The organism is Marinibaculum pumilum (assembly GCF_042646425.1).
GTDB classification, from domain to species: domain Bacteria; phylum Pseudomonadota; class Alphaproteobacteria; order Ferrovibrionales; family Ferrovibrionaceae; genus Marinibaculum; species Marinibaculum pumilum.
On record NZ_JBHRTR010000037.1, the window covers coordinates 24,155 to 44,470 of the forward strand.

Consider the following 20,316-nt stretch of genomic DNA (forward strand, 5'->3'; position numbering starts at 1 on the left):
CATGCCGCCACGAAGTCCTTCACGAATTTCGCTTCATTGTCGTCCTGGGCATAGACTTCCGCATAGGCGCGCAGGATCGCGTTGGAGCCGAACACCAGGTCCACGCGGGTCGCGGTCCATCTGACCGCGCCGCTGGCACGGTCGCGGATCTCGTAGACGCCTTCCCCCCCGTAGACACCTTCCTTGGCAGGCAGCCACTCGTAGCGCATGTCGGTGAGGTTCACGAAGAAGTCGTTCGTGAGCGCGCCGACCCGGTCGGTGAAGACGCCATGCGCGCTGCCGCCGTGGTTGGTGCCCAGCACGCGCATGCCCCCGACCAGAACGGTCATCTCCGGCGCCGTCAGACCCAGGAGCTGCGTGCGGTCGAGCATCATCTCCTCGGGCGAGACGGCGTACTGCCGCTTCAGCCAGTTGCGGTAGCCGTCGGCCAACGGCTCCAGCGCATCGAACGAGGCGGCGTCGGTCATCTCCGCCGTCGCATCGCCGCGGCCGGGGGTGAAGGGTACTGAAACCGCGTGGCCGGCCGCCCTGGCCGCCTGCTCGATCCCGACATTGCCGGCCAGGACGATCACGTCGGCCAGGGAGGCCCCGGCCTGCCTGGCAATGGGCTCCAGAACGGACAGCACCTTCGCCAGGCGCTGCGGCTCGTTGCCCTCCCAGTCCTTCTGCGGTGCCAGGCGGATGCGGGCGCCGTTCGCGCCGCCCCGCATGTCGGAGCCGCGCCAGGTCCGGGCGCTGTCCCAGGCGGTGGCGACCATCTCGGCGACGGACAGGCCGGCGGCGGCGATCTGCGACTTCACCCCGCCGATGTCATAGTTGATCGGGCCGGTCGGGACCGGGTCCTGCCAGACCAGGTCCTCCGCGGGCACCTCCGGCCCGAAATAGCGCGCCTTCGGCCCCATGTCGCGATGGGTCAGCTTGAACCAGGCGCGGGCGAAGGTGTCCTGGAAATAGGCCGGGTCGGCGCGGAACTTCTCCATGTACTGGCGGTAGACCGGATCCATCTTCATCGCCATGTCGGCGTCGGTCATGATCGGGTTGTGGCGGATCGACGGGTCGCTGGCATCCAGCGGCTTGTCCTCTTCCGCGATTGACACCGGCTCCCACTGCGAAGCACCCGCGGGGCTCTTGCGCAGCTCCCACTCATGGTCCAGCAGCATGGAGAAATAGCCCTGGTCGAACTTCGTCGGGTGGCTCGTCCAGGCGCCCTCGATGCCGCTGGTCACCGCGTTGCTGGCCTTGCCGCCCATGTTCGGATTCATCCAGCCGAAGCCCTGGTGCTCCACGCCTGCCGCTTCCGGCTCCGGGCCCAGCGCGTCGGCATCGCCATTGCCGTGGCATTTGCCCACGGTGTGGCCGCCGGCGGTCAGGGCCGCCGTCTCTTCGTCGTCCATCGCCATGCGGGCGAAGGTCTCGCGGACCTGCGCGGCGGTCTTCAGCGGGTCTGACTTGCCGTTGACCCCTTCGGGATTGACGTAGATCAGCCCCATCTGCACCGCCGCGAGCGGGTTCTGCATCGTGCCGGGGTCGTCGACACTGTCGTAGCGCTCGTCGGAGGGGGCGAGCCATTCCTTCTCCGCGCCCCAGTAGGTGTCCTTCTCCGGATGCCAGATATCCTCGCGGCCGAAGGCGAAGCCGAAGGTCTTCAGGCCCATCGACTCGTAGGCGACATTGCCCGCCAGGATGATCAGGTCGGCCCAGCTGACCCGGTTGCCGTACTTCTTCTTGATCGGCCAGAGCAGGCGGCGCGCCTTGTCCAGGCTGACATTGTCCGGCCAGGAATTGAGCGGTGCGAAGCGCTGGTTGCCGGTGCCGCCGCCGCCGCGGCCGTCGGCCAGGCGGTAGGAGCCTGCCGCATGCCATGCCATGCGGATCATCAGGCCGCCATAATGGCCCCAGTCGGCCGGCCACCAGGGCTGGCTGTCGGTCATCAGGTGATGCAGGTCCGCCTTCAGCGCCGCGACGTCGAGCTTTTTCAGCTCCGCGCGATAGTCGAAATCCGCGCCCAGCGGGTTCGTCTTGGCATCATGCTGGTGCAGGATGTCGAAGTTCAGCGCGTTCGGCCACCAGGACATCACCGAGCTGTCCTGATGGGTGTTCCCGCCATGCATCACCGGGCATTTGCCCGCATTCGAACTGCCGTTTCCGTCCATGTTTCAACCCTCCTTCGCTCCCGCGGGTCCGCGATGCAATCTCGTCGCCCCTGCCAGGTTGCCCCGGCCGGGCGACCGCCGGACCGCCGGGACGACGACCCGCAATCGCCCCTCTACCGGTACGTAATATCAATTTGGAATGATTCAAATCTGTGGCAGCCATTTGCCGCCGGGCAGGATGGTACAGGAATGCGAAGGGGGCCTGTCGACGCCGGACCTGCGGCTTGGTCAGGGCACAGGCCATGGCGCAGGCGGGGCGGCCTTTGCCGGCTGCCCCGCCTTCGGCGCCTTCAGCTGCCGGTATCGGCAGCTTCGCGGAACCGGCGCAGCACTTCGGCTGCCGGCTTGCCGCGTTCCTCCAGGCTGCGGACCCAGTCCTCCGCCACCGGCGCATAGAGGCGCTGCATCTGCGCCTGCTGCTCCGAGGTCAGGCGAACCAGGGTGGTGCCCTGCGCTTCGAGCCGCTGCAGCGCCTCCTCGTTGTCGCGGTCGATCTTCTCGCAGGCGCTGCGGGTGACCTTTTCGCCCGCCTGCAGCATCGCCTGCTGCACTTCCGGCGAGAGCTGGTCCCAGACCCTGCGAGAGATTCCGTAGAACGTGACGCTGCTGCCGAAGGCGCCGCCGACCGTGGCGTATTCCGACAGCTTCTGCAGGTCGTAGGAGAAGATGCTGGCCGCCGGGAAGGAGGTGCCGTCGACGGTGCCGCGGGCGAAACTCTCGGTCAGTTCCGGCGCCCCCATGCGGATGGGCACGATGCCCAGGCTGCGCAGGCCGGCATCCATCGTACCTCCGCTGGAGCGGATCTTCAGGCCCTTCAGGCTGTCCAGGTCCGACATCGGCTTCGAGGTGAACAGCTCGTATTGCGGCAGGCCGACGACGTACAGCAGCTTGATGCCGGCGGGGGCCAGTTCCTCCCGGTCGATCGGCCCGCCGTCCTTCGCCAGGGTTTCATAGGCCAGGGCGGCTGCGCAGGCGCTGGGCACCAGCCCCGGCAGCTCACCGATGGTGGACAGGGCGAGCTTGTCGCCCAGATAGCCGGGGAAGAACTCGCCCATATCGGCCACGCCGGCCTCCACCAGGGTCAGCATGTCCTTTGCCTTGCCCAGGCTCTGGCTGGGATAGCGTTTGATGGTGACGGCGCCGCCCGTCGCTTCCTCGACCTCCGCGATCCAGGGCTTGATGGCGTAGCGGGCGATGTAGTGATCGGCCGGCAGCCGGTCCGCATGCTTCAGTTCGATGGGGTCCTGGGCCGCGGCAGCCGCGGTGCCGGCAGTTGCAGGGCCCAGGGCCAGGATCAGGCCCAGGGCCAGGCCGATGGCGCCGCTTTTCGGGTTTGGCCGGATGCTCATGGCATTTCCTCCTCAGGTTTTCTTTTTGCGCGGAGGAGGCTAGCGCGCGGCGGGCATCGGCTGCAAAGAAAATGACTAATGAGTCATTAATCAGATTTTTCGATGACCTGCTTCGATCGCGGGTCCGCAGCGACGGCGACAGCGTGACGTTGACCTGCACGGCAGCCGGCCGGATGCTGCCCGACGGGGGCCGGACCAGGGGAAGGGGGATTTGGGCGTGGTGGACGGGGTGCGGCACCGCTTTTACCTGCACCTCTTTCCGTCGGCGCGGACGAAGCCCGGCCTGTCGGTCGTCAACAGGATCATCTGCGGGCTGATCGTCTATTCCGTCGTCATCGCGATCCTGGAGAGCGAGCCCGCTGTCCTGCGCGAGGGACGCGGCTTCTTCCTGGTCTCCGAATACCTCCTGACCTTCCTGTTCGCGGCGGAATACCTGGCGCGGCTGTGGTGCGCACCGGAGGATCCGCGCTTCCGCCAGCCGGTCTGGGGCCGGCTGCGCTATGCCGTCACCCCGGCGGCGCTGATGGACCTGCTGGCGATCTCGCCGCTGCTCTTCACCCTGCTGGGCAGCGAGGCCTTCCTGTTCCGGCTGTTCCGCCTGTTCCGGATCCTCCGCCTTGCCAAGCTGGGACGCTATTCGGAGGCGATCGCGGAGATCTTCACGGCGGTGCGGTCCCGTCGCTACGAGCTCTTGGGCAGCATGGCCTGCGCGCTGTTCCTGCTGCTGATCTCCTCCACCTTCCTCTACCTGGTGGAGAGCGAGGCGCAGCCGGAGGCCTTCGGCAGCATTCCCCGCGCGATGTGGTGGTCGGTGGCGACCCTGACTACGGTCGGCTATGGCGACGTCGTGCCGGTGACCACCTTGGGGCGCTTCTTCGGCGGGATCACGGCGATCATCGGCATCGGCCTGATCGCGATGCCGACGGGCATCCTGGCTGCCGCCTTCAGCGATGCGCTGGCGCGGCGGCGGGAAGGGAAAGGCGGCGCGGCGGAGGAATGACGCGGCCGGACCATTGACCTGTGCCCCGCACGCCGGAATGCTGCCGCACGCAACGATCAATAAAGGGAGGGCGTGGGCATGGGCAGTCCGACGGGCGGCGTGCTGGAAGGCGTTCGGGTGCTGGACTTCGGCCGCTACATCGCGGGGCCCTATTGCGCCGCGGTCCTGGGCGAGCTGGGCGCCGACGTGATCCGCTTCGACAAGCGCGAGGGGTCGGAGGACCGCTATGTGCAGCCGGTCGCCCCCACCGGCGACGGCGCGATGTTCCTGCAGATGAACCGCAACAAGCGCTCGATCACCCTGGACCCGATGCATCCGGAGGGCCGCGCGGTGGTGGAGCGGCTGGTGGCGACGGCGGACGTGGTGGTCGCCAACCTGCCGCCGCCGACCCTGAAGCGGATGGGCCTGGACCATGCCAGCCTGAAGGCGATCAAGCCCGACATCATCCTGACCCGTGTCTCCGCCTTCGGCGATGGCGGGCCGATGAGCGACCGGGTCGGCTTCGACGGCGTTGCCTCCGCCATGTCGGGGGCGATGTGGTTCTCCGGCGAGCCGGGCACCCCGACCCGGCTGCAGGCGCCCTATGTCGACATCACCACCGCGATCTCCTGCGCGATGGGGACCCTGGCGGCGCTGATGCACCGGCAGAAGACCGGCGAGGGGCAGGAGGTCGAGGGCGCGCTGCTGATCAGCGCGATGAACTGCTTCGCGCCGATCCTGGTGGAGCAGGCGGCCCTGGGCCTGGACCGGCAGCCGACCGGCACCCGCGGCCAGACCGCGGCGCCCGCCGACATCGTCGCCACCAAGGACGGCTGGATCATGATGCAGGGCATCGGCCCGTCGCAGTTCCGCCGCTGGGCGCAGCTGATGGGGGAGGAGGAGAAATGGTGCTCCGACCCGAAGTACAAGGACGACCTGTCGCGCGGCGACAACGGCGCCGCGATCAGCGCGCGCACCCGCGAATGGGCGGCACAGTACACGACGGCGGAGGCGCTGGACCTGCTGTCGCAGGCGAAGCTGCCAGGCGGCCCGGTCTATACCCCGCGACAGGCGGTGGAAGATCCCCATGTCGCGGCGATGGGCTACCTGCACCCGATGCCCTATGACGGGCTGAACGACCCGGTTTCCCTGGTGGAGATGCCGGTGCGCCTGACCGGCAGCCCGGGCAGCATCCGCAAGGCCGCGCCGCTGCTGGGCGCGGATACCGACACCGTGCTGGCGGAGATCGGCCTGGCCGCGGCGGAGATCGGCGCCCTGCGCGAGAAGGGCGTGATATGACGGAGGCGGCGCTGGACCTCGACCTGTTCTGGTCGTTCCGCAGCCCCTATTCCTACCTGGCGATGCCGCGGCTGGTGGAACTGGCCCGCGACTATGCGATGGAGGTCCATGTCCGGCCGGTCTATCCGATCGCGGTGCGCATCCCCGGCTTCTTCAAGTCGGTGAACCCGCTCTGGCCGCCCTATGTCATGCGCGACACCCAGCGCCTGGCGGCGTTCCTGGACATCCCCTACCAGTGGCCGCAGCCGGACCCGATCGTCATGGACATGGCCAGCGGCGAGGTGCCGAAGGCGCAGCCCTATATCCACCGGCTGACCCGGCTCGGTACCCTGGCGGCGGAGCGCGGCCGCGGCCTGCCCTTCATCGCGGAGGTCGGCCATCTGCTGTTCGGCAGCGGCATCGCCGGCTGGCATGAGGGGGACCACCTGGCGGCGGCGGTCGGCCGCGCCGGCCTGGACCTGGCGGAGATGGACACGGTTATCGTCGCCGAGGAGGCGCGGCTGGAAGAGGCCATCGCCGCCAATGAGACGGCGCAGAAGAAGGCCGGCCATTGGGGCGTGCCCCTGATGGTCTTCCGGGGGGAGCCGTTCTTCGGCCAGGACCGGATCGAACTGCTGCTCTGGCGCATGCGCCAGGCGGGCCTGCAGCCGCGGGAGGCGGCGCCCGTGACGTGACCGGGCCCCCGGCATGACCCTTGAGGTCGACCTGTACTGGTCGTTCCGCAGCCCCTACTGCTACCTGGCGGGCGACCGGCTGGCGGCGCTGGAGCGCGAGCATGACCTGCGCCTTTCCGTCCGGCCCGTCCTGCCCATCGCGGTGCGCATCCCGGGCTTCTTCAAGACGGTGAACCCGCTGCGGGTGCCCTACAACAGGATGGACGCCGAGCGCGTAGCCGCCTCGCTGCAGGTCCCCTTCCACTGGCCGCGGCCGGACCCGATCGTGATGGACGTGGCGACCGGCGAGGTGCCGGCCGATCAGCCCTACATCCACCGTCTGACACGGCTGGGCGCACTGGCGGCCGAGCAGGGCCGCGGCCTGCCCTTCGTGCGGGCCGTGGCTGCGCTCCTGTTCGGCGCCGGCATCGACGGCTGGGACCGCGGCGCCCATCTGGCACGGGCGGTCGCGGGTGCCGGCCTGGACCTGGCGGAGATGGAGGCGGCGGTGGCGGACGATGCCGGCCGCCTGGACGCGGCCATCGCGGCCAACGAGGCGGCGCAGACGGCGGCCGGCCATTGGGGCGTGCCGCTGATGGTGTTCCGGGGCGAGCCCTTCTTCGGCCAGGACCGGATCGACCTGCTGCTCTGGCGGCTGCGGCAGGCCGGCCTTCGCGCCCGATAGTCCCGCTCCCGCAACTTCAGGCTTTCCGGCCGCCGGCATCCGGCTGCGCTTGGAACATGGCTCCGGGCCGCTCTGTTGCCCATGGGTATGCACGCCCGGCCGATCGAGCCGGGCCACTCAAGCGGAAGGAGAGGCTGCCATGAGAGGATACAAGAGCCAGTTGATGACCACCGTCTTCGCCCTGGGCTTCGCCGGGGCCGCGGCTACCGCCAGTGCGGCGGTCGGCGACCCGGTGGACCTGCAAACCTGGGACCGTTCGGGGCTGGCGCAGGGCTGGTCGTCGGAGGAGCTCCTTGACGAGGAGGTCTTCGGCCCGAACGGCGACGATATTGGCGAGGTCGAGGATATCGTGATCGGTGCGGACGGCACGGTGAAGGCCGTGATCGTCGAGACGGAGGCGTTCCTGGATATCGGCGATGTCCATGCCCTGGTCGATTGGAGCAAGGTGTCTGCCGGGCCGGAAGAGGATTCGATCCAGGTTCCGGTGACGCAGGAGACCCTGGAGGAGTTCCGGACCAACTACGACGATGACAATCTCGGCAACCGGAGCTACCGGGTGCGCGAGCTGATCGGCGACGGTGTCCGGCTGACCGACGGCAGCGGCTATGGCCGGATCGACGACATCATCTTTTCCGCCGACGGCAAGGCCAGCGCCGTGATCGTGGCGGCCGACTACGGTTACGACTACGGGGTCGGCCCCTATGCCTATCCCTATCACGGCTATGGCGCCGGCTGGCAGCCGGGCATGGGCTATTACGACCTGCCCTATACCCGGGACCAGGTGGCGGCCAACACGCCGACGGAGCGCGAGTGGGAAGGTCCGTTCGACTGACCGGCACATCTCGTCCCCGCCCGCCAGCCGGCGGGCGGGGGCTGCCGGCCGGTCCGGCGAAAGCGCAATGCGACGGTCGGGCGCGGCTGCTTCCGTTCGCACTAGCAATGGTGGACAGCTGCGCGCCGACCTACCATAAAGGGTGCCATAGACGGCATCTGGACGCCTTCAGCGTTTCAGTCCGTCCAAACGGGGAAGGGAGTGCGACGGTCGGGATGACCTGGATCATGTTTGGCCTGAAGACCTGCGATACCTGCCGCAAGGCGCGGCGGTGGCTGGACAGCCAGGGCGTACCCTACAGGGCGCATGACCTTCGCGAGGCACCGCCCACCCGCAACCTCCTGCAGCAATGGCTCGATGCCGTCGGTCCGGAGAGGCTGGTCAACCGCCGCTCCACCACCTGGCGCGGCCTGTCGGAGGAAGCGCGTGCGGCCGCGGCCCCGGGCGCCGATCCGGAAACGCTGCTGGCCCTTCTGGCGGAGCAGCCGACCCTGATCAAGCGTCCCGTTTTCCAGCGCCGGACAGAGGTCCTGGTCGGTTTCGACCATGCGGTGCGCGGCGCCCTTGCAGGCAGTTCCGCGCCGAACCAGGACAGTCTGCGCCACGCCTGACCGGGCGGCCAGACCGCGACCTGCCGCCCAGTCGGCGACCTGCAGTCACGGGGCGACCGGCCGCCCCCCCCCCAGAGCCTGTCCCCATGCTGCGTTGCGGCAAGGGCTTCTGTCGGCCCGCCCGCCACCGCTATACTCCCGCACCGACGTCGCCGTCCGAACGGCGGTGCTGACGGCCAAGCCGATAGGGGGCTGCACCTTGGGTATCGAAGTCGCACTGAACCACCGCACGGTCTATGAGTACGACCGGCCGGTGCAGCTGGGACCGCAGACCGTCCGGCTGCGCCCGGCGCCGCATTGCCGCACCGGCATCCCGGCCTATTCCCTGAAGGTGGAACCGCGCGAGCATTTCCTGAACTGGCAGCAGGATCCGCACGGCAACTATCTGGCGCGGCTGGTCTTTCCGGAGAAGACCCGGCGGTTCAGCGTGGAGATCGACCTGATCGCCGACATGTCGGTGATCAACCCGTTCGACTTCTTCCTGGAGGAGGAGGCGACGAGCTTCCCCTTCACCTATGGCGAGGAGTTCCTCGACGATCTCGCCCCCTTCCTGCAGAAGGACGATCCAGGGCCGCTGTTCGCCGACTACCTGAAGACCCTGCCGGAAGGGGCGGAGCAGACGATCGACTTCCTGGTGGCGGTGAACCAGCAACTGCAGCGCGACATCGCCTATACCGTCCGCATGGAGCCCGGCGTGCAGACGCCGGAGGAAACGCTGAAGCTGCGCCGCGGCTCCTGCCGCGACACCGGCTGGCTGCTGGTGCAGCTGCTGCGGCATCGTGGCCTGGCGGCGCGCTTCGTGTCCGGCTACCTGATCCAGCTCACCCCCGACCAGAAGCCGCTGGACGGGCCCGAGGGGCCGAGCGCCGATTTCACCGACCTGCATGCCTGGACCGAGGTGTTCCTGCCCGGCGCGGGCTGGGTCGGCCTGGACCCGACCTCCGGCCTGCTGACGGGGGAGGGGCATATCCCGCTGGCCAGCACGCCGGAGCCGTCCAGCGCGGCGCCGATCTCCGGCATGGTGGAGCCGGCCGAGGTCGAGTTCGACTTCGACATGTCGGTGACCCGGATCGTCGAGAAGCCCCGGGTCACCAAGCCGTTCACCGAGGAACAGTGGGCGTCGATCCTGCAGCTGGGCCATGAGGTCGACAGCGACCTGGCGGCCGGCGATGTGCGGCTGACCATGGGCGGCGAGCCCACTTTCGTCTCCATCGACGACATGGACCATCCGCAGTGGAACACCGAGGCGCTGGGCGAGGACAAGCGCCGCCTGGCCGGCGACCTGTTCCGTCGGCTGGCCGACCGTTTCGCGCCCGAGGGGCTGCTGCACTACGGCCAGGGCAAGTGGTACCCGGGCGAGCAGCTGCCGCGCTGGGCGCTGACCGCGATGTGGCGCAAGGATGGCGAGCCGGTCTGGCAGGACCGCAGCCTGCTGGCGCAGCCGGAGAAGCCGGGCATGGCCGATGCAGACCGTGCCGAGGCGCTGGGCCGGGCGATCGCCGAGGAACTCAATGTGCCGGCGAAGTACCTGCAGCCGGCCTTCGAGGATCCCTACTACTACATCTTCAAGGAGCGCCGGCTGCCGATCAACGTCACGGTGGCCGAGAACAAGCTGAAGGAGGAGATGGAGCGCGCGCGCATCGCCCGCGTCTTCGAGCAGGGGCTGGACAAGGTGGTGGGCTATGCCCTGCCGCTGGCCAAAGGACCTGCTGGAAGGGACGGGGGCTGGCAGTCGGGGCCCTGGCACCTGCGCATGGAGCGGCTGTTCCTACTGCCGGGTGACAGCTCCATGGGCTACCGCCTGCCACTGGACAGCCTGCCCTGGGTGACCGAGGGCGACTATCCCTATCACTTCCCGGAGGATCCCTTCGCGCCGCGCGGCGCCTTGCCGGCCTATGCCGAGCTTGCCGGCCCCGGCCGCAGCGAGGGCGGGGCTGCACCGCTGCGCCGGCAGGCCGGCGATCCGCGCCTGGCGCCGGGCCGGGCCGGGGAGGGCGGCGAGGGTCCTGACGCAGCGGGTGACGGCCGCCTGCCGGCGGACGCCAGGGCCGACGGACGGCCGCCGCTGCCAGGCGAATCCGACCCGTCGGTGGTGCGTACCGCGCTCTGCGTCGAGCCGCGCAACGGTCATTGCCACATCTTCCTGCCGCCAATGCCGACAGCCGCCGACTATCTGGCGCTGGTGGCGATCGTGGAGCGCGCCGCGGCACGGCAGAACCAGCAGGTGGTGATCGAGGGCTATCTGCCGCCGGGCGACCCGCGGCTGGAGCATTTCAGCGTCACGCCGGATCCCGGCGTGATCGAGGTCAACATCCATCCCAGCCGCAGCTGGAGCGAGATGGTGGAGCGCACCGAGCTGGTCTACGGGCAGGCGCGGCAGACCCGGCTGGGCACCGAGAAGTTCATGATCGACGGCCGCCATACCGGCACCGGCGGCGGCAACCATGTCGTGCTGGGCGGCCCGGCGCCGGAGGATTCGCCGTTCCTGCGCCGGCCCGACCTGCTGCGCAGCCTGCTGGCCTTCTGGCAGAACCATCCGGGGCTCAGCTACCTGTTCTCCGGCCTGTTCATCGGCCCGACCAGCCAGCACCCCCGGGTCGACGAGGCCCGCGACGACAGCCTCTACGAGCTGGAGCTGGCCTTCGCCCAGGCCGGGATCGGCCAGGACGTGCCGCCGTGGATGACCGACCGGCTGTTCCGCAACCTGCTGGTCGATATCACCGGCAATACCCACCGGGCGGAGTTCTGCATCGACAAGCTCTATTCCCCGGATTCTTCCGGCGGCCGCCGCGGCCTGCTGGAGCTGCGCGCCTTCGAAATGCCGCCGCACCACCAGATGAGCTCGGTGCAGATGCTGATGCTGCGGGCCCTGGTGGCGCAGTTCTGGACGAAGCCCTACGAGCGCCCGCCGGTGCGCTGGGGCAACCGCCTGCACGATGCCTTTCTGCTGCCGCACTTTGTCTGGGCCGACCTGCTGGATGTGATCGACGAGATGAACCGGGCCGGCTACGAGTTCGACCCGGCCTGGCTGGTGCCGCAGATGGAGTTCCGCTTCCCGCGGATCGGCCGGGTCACCCGCCACGATGTCGGCATCGAACTGCGCCACGCCCTGGAGCCCTGGCACGTGATGGGTGAGGAGGGCTTCGCCGGCGGCACCGCGAGGGCGGTGGATTCCACCCTGGAACGGATGCAGGTGCAGGTCGCCAACTTCACCCCGGAGCGCTTCGTGCTGGCCTGCAACGGGGCCGAGGTGCCGCTGCTGCCGACCGAGGTGGAGGGCGAGTATGTCGGCGCCGTGCGCTTCAAGGCCTGGGCGCAGCCGTCCAGCCTGCACCCCACGATCCCGGTTCAGGCGCCGTTAACCTTCGACCTATATGATCGCTGGTCTGGGCGTTCCCTCGGCGGATGCCGCTATCATGTCGCGCATCCCGGCGGCCGCAGCTTCGATACCCTGCCGGTCAACGCGGCAGAGGCGGAGAGCCGCCGGCGCACCCGCTTCTTCCCGTTCGGGCATACCGGCGGGCCGATGGCGGTGCCGCGTTCCTATCGCAGTGCCGAGGCGCCCCTGACCCTGGACCTGCGCCGCGCGGCGGTCGGGCTGGAAACGCCACCCGTCCAGACCGAACGGTGAAGGCCAGCTATCGGAGCCTGGGCCATCGATGATGGGCGATTCGGCGCAGACGGATGCCGAGGAGGTGGATGCGCTGGAGGCGGATCCGGCGCCTGACGGCATGCCCGCGGCCCTGGCATTCGATGACGGGCCGCTGCAGGCCCCCCTCCGTCCCGAAGGCAGCCGGCTGTCCCATGACATGCCCGCCGGAACCCGGCGGCTGCAGGCCGATCAAGCGACGCCGCGAATCCCCGGCTTCGATGAGATGGTCGACGGGCAGGGTCAGGTCCGCCCCTACTGGCGTCCCCTGATCGGCAATCTCTCCGGCCTGGACCGCGCGGCGATGGCGCCGCGGCTGGAACGGATCCGCCAGCAGTTCGACGACAATGGCGTCGCCTATACCGCCTATGGTGATCCGCGCAGCATGGTGCGGCCCTGGGCCTTCGACCCGATTCCCATGATCCTGCAGCCGGCCGAGTGGCGGCAGCTGCGCGACGGCCTGCGCCAGCGCGCGCGCCTGCTGGACACCTTGCTGCGCGATCTCTACGGGGCGCAGACGGTGCTGCAGAGCGGTGCCCTGCCGCCCAGCCTGGTCTATGGCAGCCGCGAATTCCTGCGCCCGGCACATAAGCGGCCGGCGGCCGATGGGTCCGCCGCCCCGCCGGAAGGGGCCGGCACGCCGATGCTATCGGTCTATGCCGCCGACCTGGTGCGCGACAATGATGGCCGCTGGCGGGTGCTGGCCGACCGCACGGAGGTCGCCTCCGGCATCGGCTATGCGCTGGAAAACCGCCGCGCACTGGCCCGCAGCCTGCCGGAGCTGTTCTCCGGCTATGCGGTGGCGCGGATCTCCCCCTTCCTGGCGGTCCTGGAACTGCGCCTGCGGCAGGGCGCCGCCGGCACCGGGCCGGCGCCCCGCACGGTGCTGCTGACCCCGGGGCCCGGCCACCGGGCCTATTTCGAGCATGTCTTCCTGGCCCGCGAACTCGGCGTCCGGCTGGCCGAAGGGGCAGACCTGACGGTGCGCGCCGACGGCGTCTTCCTGAAGACCCTGCGCGGCCTGCTGCGGGTCGACCTGATCCTGCGCCGGGTGGTCAGCCTGATGTGCGACCCGCTGGAACTGCGTGCCGATTCCCGCTTCGGCGTGGTCGGCCTGGCCGGTGCGGTGCGCCGCGGCCAGGTCGCCGTCGCCAACGACCTTGGCAGTGGCCTGCTGGAGACCTCCGGCCTGTTCGCCCATCTGCCGCGGATCGCAAAGGAATGGTGGGGCGAGAGCCTCTCCCTGCCGTCGGCGGAGATGCTCTGGGGCGGCCGGCCGGACGACCTGGAGGAGATGCTGGCGGAGCCCGGCGCGTTCGAGTTCCGCCAGGCGATCGATCCGGTCCTGCCCTCGGCCGAGGATGGCGAGCATGCCAGCGACATCCAGCTCAGTGACCCTGACGCGCTGGCACATATGGCGGTCCGACCGGCGCAGATCACCGGCCTGCGGCGGCCGGAACTGTCGCAGGCGCCCTGCTGGAACGAGAACGGCCTGTCGCCGCAGCCGGTGGTCCTGCGCATGTTCGTGCTGGCCGACGGCACCGGCGATTATGCGGTGATGCCGGGCGGCCTGGCCCGGATGTCGGAGAACGGCGCCGCCTTCCGCACCTCGCTGCATGGCGGCGGGGTGGCGAAGGATGTCTGGGTGCTGACCGACGACGTGCGCAGCGTGCAGCCGCCGATTCCTCTGCGCGGCGACGGCATGACGGTGCTGCCGGGCGGCCAGGCCGCGACCGAACCGGCTGGCGGCCGTGCCGCCGAGGCGCCGCCCCGGCGCCGGCGCCGCGGCGCCCTGGCCGGCGTGAACGCGGAGCTTGAAAGCGCCCTGCCCAGCCGGGTGGCGGAGAACCTGTACTGGATCGGCCGCTATACCGAGCGGCTGGACTATGGCGCCCGCCTGGTCCGCGCCGCGCTCTGGCGGATGACGGTCAGCGAGCTGGGCCCGCGCGAGATGCTCGACCTCGGCGCGCTGGGCCGTGCCATGGCGCGCGGCTTCCTGATCTCGCCCGAGGCCGCCGGCGCGCCGCCCTACAGCAGTCAGTTCGCCCAGGCGGTCACCGCCGCCCTGGGCCCGGGCAGCAGCTACCGGGAGACCTTCGGCAGCCTGACCGGCACCGCCAATGCGGTCTGGGACCGGCTGCCACGGGACCTGTGGGTGATCGTCCAGGACCTGGGGCAGCAGGGGCCGCAGCTGCTGGACCGGGCCGGCAACCATCCCGACGACCTGATCGGCGCCTGCGACCGGCTGGTGCGGATGTCCGCGGCCTTCAGCGGACTGGTGTCGGAGATCATGACCCGTGGCGAGGGCTGGCGCTTCATGGAGCTGGGCCGCCGGCTGGAGCGCGGCCTGCAGGTGGTCTCGAAGGTCGATGCCAGCCTCGGCCTGGCGCCCGGCCATTGGGAGGCGGCGCTGGCGCTGGCGCTGGATCTCTGCGAATCGACGATCACCCATCGCAGCCGCTATCACACCGCGCTGGAGCCGCAGACCGTGCTGCACCTGCTGCTGGTCGATGCCGGCAATCCGCGCGGCCTTGCCTTCCAGCTGCAGGGCCTGCGGACCCATCTCGGCCAGCTGCCGAATTCCGAGGCGCTCGCCTTCCTCAGCGCGCCCCGGTCGCTGGAGGCGGACCTGCGAAAGGCGGTGCTACGCCTGGATCGGCGGCAGGAGGATATCGCCGCGGCGCTGGACGTGGTGCGCGACCTGCTGTCCTATGCCGACCAGCGCCTCGCCGACCTGAACGGGGAGATGTCGCGCAGCTATTTCTCGCTGATCCCGGAGACCCGGCGCCTGGGCTTTGCCCGCTGGACCGCCTGAGAAGACGCCGCCCGGAAACGAACCTCATGCGCTACCGCGTCTCCCATCGCACCGACTACCGCTATGCGGACCCGGTGGACCTGGCCTACCACCTGGTTCATCTGCGCCCGCTGGACGGACCCTGGCAGAAGGTGTTCTGGACCGACCTGCGCTGCGACCCGGAGCCGGCGGAGCGGCATGCCGATGTCGACCATTTCGGCAATGCCCTGGAGCGGGTGCTGCTCGACCGGCCGCACCAGCGCTTCACCGTCCTGGCCGACAGCGAGGTGGAGGTCGTCGCCCAGGAGGTGCCTGAAACACCGGACTGGGAGGCGGTGCGCGACGTGCTGGCAGCGGCGGCGATCGGCCGCGACAGCAGCGTGCCGCACAGCGTCTGCGAACTGCTGGGCGACAGCGCCTTCGCACCCTCGGATCCCGCGCTGGCGGACTATGCCGCACCGTCCTTCCTGGCCGGCCGGCCGATCCTGGAGGCGGCGCTGGACCTGACCCGGCGGATCAACGACGATTTCGCCTACGATCCCACGGCCACCGACATCGCCACGCCGGTGCAGCAGGTGATGCGGGAACGGCGCGGCGTCTGTCAGGACTTTGCCCATGTGCAGATCGGCGCGCTGCGCAGCCTGGGCCTGGCGGCGCGCTATGTCTCCGGCTATCTGCGGACCTACCCGCCGCCGGGGCAGCCGCGGCTGCGGGGCGCCGATGCCAGCCATGCCTGGATCTCCGTCTGGTGCGGGCCGGCGGGCTGGGTCGACATGGACCCGACCAACGCGCTGCTGGTGGCGGAAGACCATATCGTCCTGGCCCATGGCCGCGACTTCGACGATGTCAGCCCGGTGCGCGGCGTCCTGTTCGGCGGCGGTTCGCACGACCTGGCCGTGTCGGTCGACGTGATCCCGGCCGAAGAGGAAGACGGCGCGCCTGTCGCCATGGCAGCCGTGCCGGCGGGCCCGGGCTGACCCCCACGGCATGGCATCGGCAGGCGTAGCGGAGCCGCAGCCCGGTCGCGAGGCCAGGCGTGCGGGGCGCCGCTGGCTGCGGGACCTGGCGCGGCCGGTGCGCGGCCGGGTGGTCGCGACCGTGCTGTGCGGTGCCGCGGGCGGCCTGGCGGTCATCGCCCAGGCGCTGCTGATCGCGCATCTGGTCGCCGCCGTCGCGGTGGACGGGGCGGGCCCGGCGGCGCTGTGGCAGCCGATGCTCCTTCTGGTCCTGGTCTTCCTGTGGCGGGCGCTGTGCGGCTGGGGCAGCGAGCGGCTGGGCATCCGTACCGCCCTTGCGGTGAAGGCCCGGCTGCGGCGCGAGATCCGTGCGCATATGGCCGGTCTGGGGCCGGTGCGCCTGCGCCGGCACCATTCCGGCGGTCTGGCCAGCCTGCTGATCGAGCAGGTGGAGGCGCTGGACGGCTATTTCGCGCGCTACCTGCCGCAGACCGCTTTGGCCGTCCTGGTCCCCCTGGCGATCCTCGCGACCGCGTTCTCGGTGGACTGGGTGGTGGGCCTGCTGTTCCTGGTGACCGGTCCCCTGGTGCCGCTGTTCATGGCCCTGATCGGCATGGGCGCGGAAGTGCTCAACGAGCGCCAGTTCACCGCCCTGTCGCGGATGAGCAGCCACTTCCTGGACCGCCTGCGGGGCCTGTCGACGATCCGCATGTTCGGCCGCGGCGCGGCGGAGGTGGCGGCGATCCACGAGGTCGCCGAAGACTATCGCCGCGGTACGATGCGGCTGCTGCGGATCGCCTTCCTGTCGTCGGGCGTGCTGGAATTCTTCACCGCCGTGTCGATCGGCCTGGTGGCCCTCTATATCGGCCTGAACCTGCTGGGCATGCTCGACTTCGGCGGCACGCAGCAGACACTGTTCACCGGGCTGTTCCTGCTGCTGTTGGCGCCGGAATATTTCGCGCCGCTGCGGCAGCTGGCCAGCCACTACCACGACCGCGCCGCCGCCCTCGGCGCGGCAGAGGGCATCCGCGGCTTCCTGCAGGAGCCGCTGCCGGAGGCGGGCGGCGAAGCCGCGCCGCCCGGCCCGCCTGCGCTCCTGCTGCGGGGGGTGCGGCTGGACTATGCCGGTGCGGACGAGGCGGAGGGGGAGACCCGCACCGCCCTGGCCGGCGCCGACCTGCAGGTCGCCCCGGGCGAGCATGTCGCCCTGGTCGGACCCAGCGGCGGCGGCAAGTCGTCGATCCTGGCGCTGCTGGCCGGCTTCGTCGCCCCGACCGCGGGCGAGTTGCGGCTTGGCGGCTGCCCGGCGGCGGCGCTGGACCTGGCCGACTGGCACGGCCGCATCGCCTGGCTGGGGCAGCAGGCCCATGTCCTCCACGGCAGCCTGGCGGAGAATATCGCGCTCGGCGACGCGCGGCCCGACCCGGAACGACTGCAGGTCGCCGCACGGTCCGCCGGCGTGCTGGACTTCGCCCGCGACCTGCCGCAGGGCCTCGACACCGTGGTGGGGGAGAACGGGCTGGGCCTGTCCGGCGGCCAGGCGCAGCGGGTGGCCCTGGCACGTGCCCTCTATCGTCCGGCGGACCTCTACCTGCTGGACGAGCCGACGGCGCGCCTGGATGCGGCGACAGAGGCGCGGGTCCTGGCCGTGCTTCGCACCGCGGCGGCCGGGCGGACCCTGGTCGTGGCCACCCACAGCCCGGCGGTCGCGGCGATGGCGGACCGGGTGATCCCGGTCGCCGGCGGGCGCTGCGGCGCCGCGATCGCGGCGGACGGGACCCAGGGGGCGGGAGGCTGACCCGATGCGGCCGCTGCTCTTCTTCCTGCGCATGTTCCGGCCGCACTGGGCCTGGCTGGCCGGCGGCGCGGCAATGGCGGTGGTGGTGCTGCTGGGGGTCGTCGGCCTGCTGTCCCTGTCCGGCTGGTTCTTGACGGCGACGGCGCTGGCGGGCCTGTCGATGGCCAATCCCGGGGCCTTCGACATCTACCGCCCGGGGGCCGGCGTGCGTTTCTTCGCGCTGCTGCGCACCGGCGGCCGCTATGGCGAGCGGCTGCTGACCCACGAGGGCACCTTCCGTGTCCTGTCGGACCTCAGGTCCTGGTTCTTCCGCCGCGCGCTGCCCCTGTCGCCGGCGCGGCTGCAGGACCTGCGCGCCGGCGACCTGCTGAACCGGGTGGTGGCCGACATCGATGCGCTCGACACCCTGTACCTGCGGGTCCTGGTACCCTCCGCCGTCGCCTGCGTCGCCTTCCTTCTGCTGGTCCTCGTCCTGCCCTGGCTGATCCCGGAAGCCGCGGTTGCGGCCGCCCTGCTGATGCTGCTGGGCGGGATCGCGCTGCCCTGGATCGCGGCGCGGGCCGGGATGAGGACGGGGCGCGAGCTGGCGGTGCTGCGCGCCGCCCTGCGGACCGAGGCCCTGGATGCCGGGCGCGGCATGGCGGAGCTGCTGGTCTACGACCGGTCGGGCCGCCGTGCGGCCGCCTTCGAGGCGCTGGATGCGACCTTCCTGGCGCAGCAGGCACGGATGAGCGGGCTAACCGGCTGGCTCAATGCAGCGGTGGGCCTGACCGGCCAGGCGGCGGTGCTGCTGGCCTTCGTGTTCGGCGCCGGCATGGTGCAGGCGGCGACCCTGTCCGCGCCCCAGCTGGCCTTCGTCATGCTCGGGCTGATGGGGCTGTTCGAGGCGGTGGCGCCGCTGCCGATGGCCTACCAGTATCTCGGCCAGGTGCGGCAGGCGGCAGAGCGGCTGCTGGCGGTGGCGGAGCGCCGGCCGGCGGTCGTCGACCCGGTGCAGCCGGCGCCGCGGCCGCGCGACCTGCATCTGAGGTTCGAAGCCGTCGGCTTCCGTTATGCGACGGACGGGCCGGCGGTGCTGCAGGACATCGACCTGGACCTGCCGCCCGGCCGGCATGTCGCGGTGACCGGGCCCAGCGGTGCGGGCAAGTCGACGATCCTGAACCTCGCGCTCCGCTTCCACCTGCCGCAGGAGGGGCGCATCACCCTGGGCGGCGTGCCGCTGGAGGCACTGTCGGAGGCCGACCTCTACGACATGGTCGGCAGCCTGTCCCAGAGCAGCGAGATCTTCGCCGCCACGGTACGCGAGAACCTGGCCCTGGGAGACCCGGCGGCCGACGATGCCGCGATGTGGGCGGCGCTGGAGATCGCCGGCCTGGCGGAGTTCGTCGACCGGCTGCCGCATACACTGGACACTTTCGTCGGCGAGCACGGACAGACCCTGTCGGGCGGCGAGGGCCGGCGTCTCGCCCTCGCCCGCGTGGTGCTGCGCGACCCGCCGATCCTGCTGCTGGACGAGCCGCTGGCCGGGCTGGACCGGGAGACTGCCGCGACCGTGCGGGCGGCACTCCGGCAACTGGCCGCGGGCCGCACCATGGTCTGGGTGACCCATGACCTGACGGCGCTGGACGACATGGACGAGGTGGTGCACCTGCAGGCCGGGCGGGTGAAGGAGCGCGGCAGCCATGCCGGTCTGCTGGCCGCGGACGGCGGCTATGCGCGCAGCCACCGCCTGATGGCCGCGGCGGCGACGACGGCGATGGCGGATTGACGGGCTTGGATTCGCTGATCTTCTTCGACCGGCCCTGGTTGTTCCAGTTGCTCGTCTTCCTGCTGGTGGCAGGCCTGGGCCTTGGTGCCGGCAGCCTGCTGCTGGCGCTGTTGCATCGCCGCTGGCACCGCGAGGCGACCCTGCTGCCGGTGGCCTCGTCGTTCGCAGCGATCACCACGATCTTCGCCCTGTTCCTGGGCTTCCTGGCGTCCGACGTCTGGACCGAGAAGCGCCGGGCAACCGATGCGGCGGCAGCGGAGCATGCCGCGCTGCAGCGCTATGCCGTGTTTGCCGCGGCAGCGGGTGCGCCCGGCGCCGCGGCGCGCGCCGCGCAGGAGCGCTGCCTGCGCGCGGTCGTCGACCGAGAATGGGGTGCAGGCTACAACCGCTGGCCCGACCCGGCCGCGCAGGAGGCCCTGGGTACGATGTGGCAAGCGGCGCTCCGCCTGGCCGATGCGGTGGCAATGCCGGATCGCGGCGCCTGCTGTCCGCGGTCGAGGAGATCCAGCACCGGCGGGAGGACAGGCTGACGATCGGACGCAGCCATGGCCAGCTGAACGCCCGGGTGACGGTCCTGGTGCTCGCGCTGTTCAGCTATCTGGCGATCGCCATGGTGCATCTGGACCGGCCGCGCGCCGGGCGCCTTGTGATGACCGTCTTCGCGATCTGCACCACCACCGTCTTCTTCTTCCGGGCGTTGCACGACAGCCCCTATACCGGCGGCGTGCGGCTGGACCGGACCTGATCGCCCTCAGGCCCTGACGGGCCCCGGGTCCCGGCCCCCGGCCCC

At 70.6% G+C, this 20,316-nt stretch carries 15 protein-coding genes; 13 read left to right on the forward strand and 2 right to left on the reverse strand.

Annotated features, from left to right (window positions below):
• Together katG and ACFOGJ_RS23420 are read right to left on the reverse strand one after the other, a co-directional pair.
• A partial coding sequence (gene katG / locus ACFOGJ_RS23415) for a catalase/peroxidase HPI (protein ID WP_379905188.1) occupies positions 1–2,153 on the reverse strand: 2,153 nt, incomplete at its 3' end.
• Between the two features lie 290 nt (positions 2,154–2,443).
• The gene (locus tag ACFOGJ_RS23420) at positions 2,444–3,502 is read right to left on the reverse strand and encodes a TRAP transporter substrate-binding protein (RefSeq protein WP_379905190.1); all 1,059 of its coding nucleotides are present in this window, start codon (positions 3,500–3,502) and stop codon (positions 2,444–2,446) included.
• 217 nt (positions 3,503–3,719) lie between these two features.
• Here ACFOGJ_RS23420 and ACFOGJ_RS23425 point away from each other — a divergent pair, with 217 nt between their 5' ends.
• The 13 genes from ACFOGJ_RS23425 (at position 3,720) to ACFOGJ_RS30350 (ending at position 20,271) form a co-directional block, all read left to right on the forward strand.
• Positions 3,720–4,502 carry a potassium channel family protein gene (locus tag ACFOGJ_RS23425; RefSeq protein ID WP_379905408.1) on the forward strand — a complete coding sequence of 261 codons (783 nt, stop codon included), beginning with the start codon at positions 3,720–3,722 and terminating at the stop codon, positions 4,500–4,502.
• 78 nt (positions 4,503–4,580) lie between these two features.
• Positions 4,581–5,780 carry a CaiB/BaiF CoA transferase family protein gene (locus ACFOGJ_RS23430; protein WP_379905192.1) on the forward strand — a complete coding sequence of 400 codons (1,200 nt, stop codon included), beginning with the start codon at positions 4,581–4,583 and terminating at the stop codon, positions 5,778–5,780.
• Complete coding sequence (locus ACFOGJ_RS23435) at positions 5,777–6,454, forward strand: 2-hydroxychromene-2-carboxylate isomerase (RefSeq protein ID WP_379905194.1); 678 nt, start codon at positions 5,777–5,779, stop codon at positions 6,452–6,454. The genes ACFOGJ_RS23430 and ACFOGJ_RS23435 overlap by 4 nt, the downstream gene beginning before the upstream one ends.
• A 13-nt stretch (positions 6,455–6,467) precedes the next feature.
• Positions 6,468–7,118 carry a 2-hydroxychromene-2-carboxylate isomerase gene (locus tag ACFOGJ_RS23440; protein WP_379905196.1) on the forward strand — a complete coding sequence of 217 codons (651 nt, stop codon included), beginning with the start codon at positions 6,468–6,470 and terminating at the stop codon, positions 7,116–7,118.
• A gap of 139 nt (positions 7,119–7,257) precedes the next feature.
• The gene (locus ACFOGJ_RS23445; protein WP_379905198.1) at positions 7,258–7,950 is read left to right on the forward strand and encodes a PRC-barrel domain-containing protein; all 693 of its coding nucleotides are present in this window, start codon (positions 7,258–7,260) and stop codon (positions 7,948–7,950) included.
• Positions 7,951–8,177: 227 nt separating this feature from the next.
• Positions 8,178–8,561, forward strand: a complete 384-nt coding sequence (locus tag ACFOGJ_RS23450; protein ID WP_379905200.1) for a Spx/MgsR family RNA polymerase-binding regulatory protein — start codon at positions 8,178–8,180, stop codon at positions 8,559–8,561.
• Positions 8,562–8,760: 199 nt separating this feature from the next.
• Positions 8,761–12,192: a transglutaminase family protein gene (locus ACFOGJ_RS23455; RefSeq protein ID WP_379905202.1), complete on the forward strand. Its 3,432-nt coding sequence runs from the start codon at positions 8,761–8,763 to the stop codon at positions 12,190–12,192.
• Between the two features lie 28 nt (positions 12,193–12,220).
• Positions 12,221–15,025, forward strand: a complete 2,805-nt coding sequence (locus tag ACFOGJ_RS23460) for a circularly permuted type 2 ATP-grasp protein (RefSeq protein WP_379905204.1) — start codon at positions 12,221–12,223, stop codon at positions 15,023–15,025.
• 26 nt (positions 15,026–15,051) lie between these two features.
• Complete coding sequence (locus ACFOGJ_RS23465) at positions 15,052–15,981, forward strand: transglutaminase family protein (protein ID WP_379905206.1); 930 nt, start codon at positions 15,052–15,054, stop codon at positions 15,979–15,981.
• A gap of 10 nt (positions 15,982–15,991) precedes the next feature.
• A complete protein-coding gene (gene cydD / locus ACFOGJ_RS23470; RefSeq protein ID WP_379905208.1) occupies positions 15,992–17,758 on the forward strand; it encodes a thiol reductant ABC exporter subunit CydD in 1,767 nt (588 codons plus the stop codon).
• Between the two features lie 4 nt (positions 17,759–17,762).
• Positions 17,763–19,526: a thiol reductant ABC exporter subunit CydC gene (cydC, locus tag ACFOGJ_RS23475; RefSeq protein WP_379905210.1), complete on the forward strand. Its 1,764-nt coding sequence runs from the start codon at positions 17,763–17,765 to the stop codon at positions 19,524–19,526.
• A 5-nt stretch (positions 19,527–19,531) separates the two neighbouring features.
• Positions 19,532–20,056, forward strand: a complete 525-nt coding sequence (locus tag ACFOGJ_RS23480; protein WP_379905212.1) for a bestrophin-like domain — start codon at positions 19,532–19,534, stop codon at positions 20,054–20,056.
• Positions 19,954–20,271 (forward strand): bestrophin-like domain, encoded by a 318-nt coding sequence (locus ACFOGJ_RS30350; protein WP_449288603.1) that lies wholly within the window; start codon positions 19,954–19,956, stop codon positions 20,269–20,271. The genes ACFOGJ_RS23480 and ACFOGJ_RS30350 overlap by 103 nt, the downstream gene beginning before the upstream one ends.
• Positions 20,272–20,316: the final 45 nt, after the last annotated feature.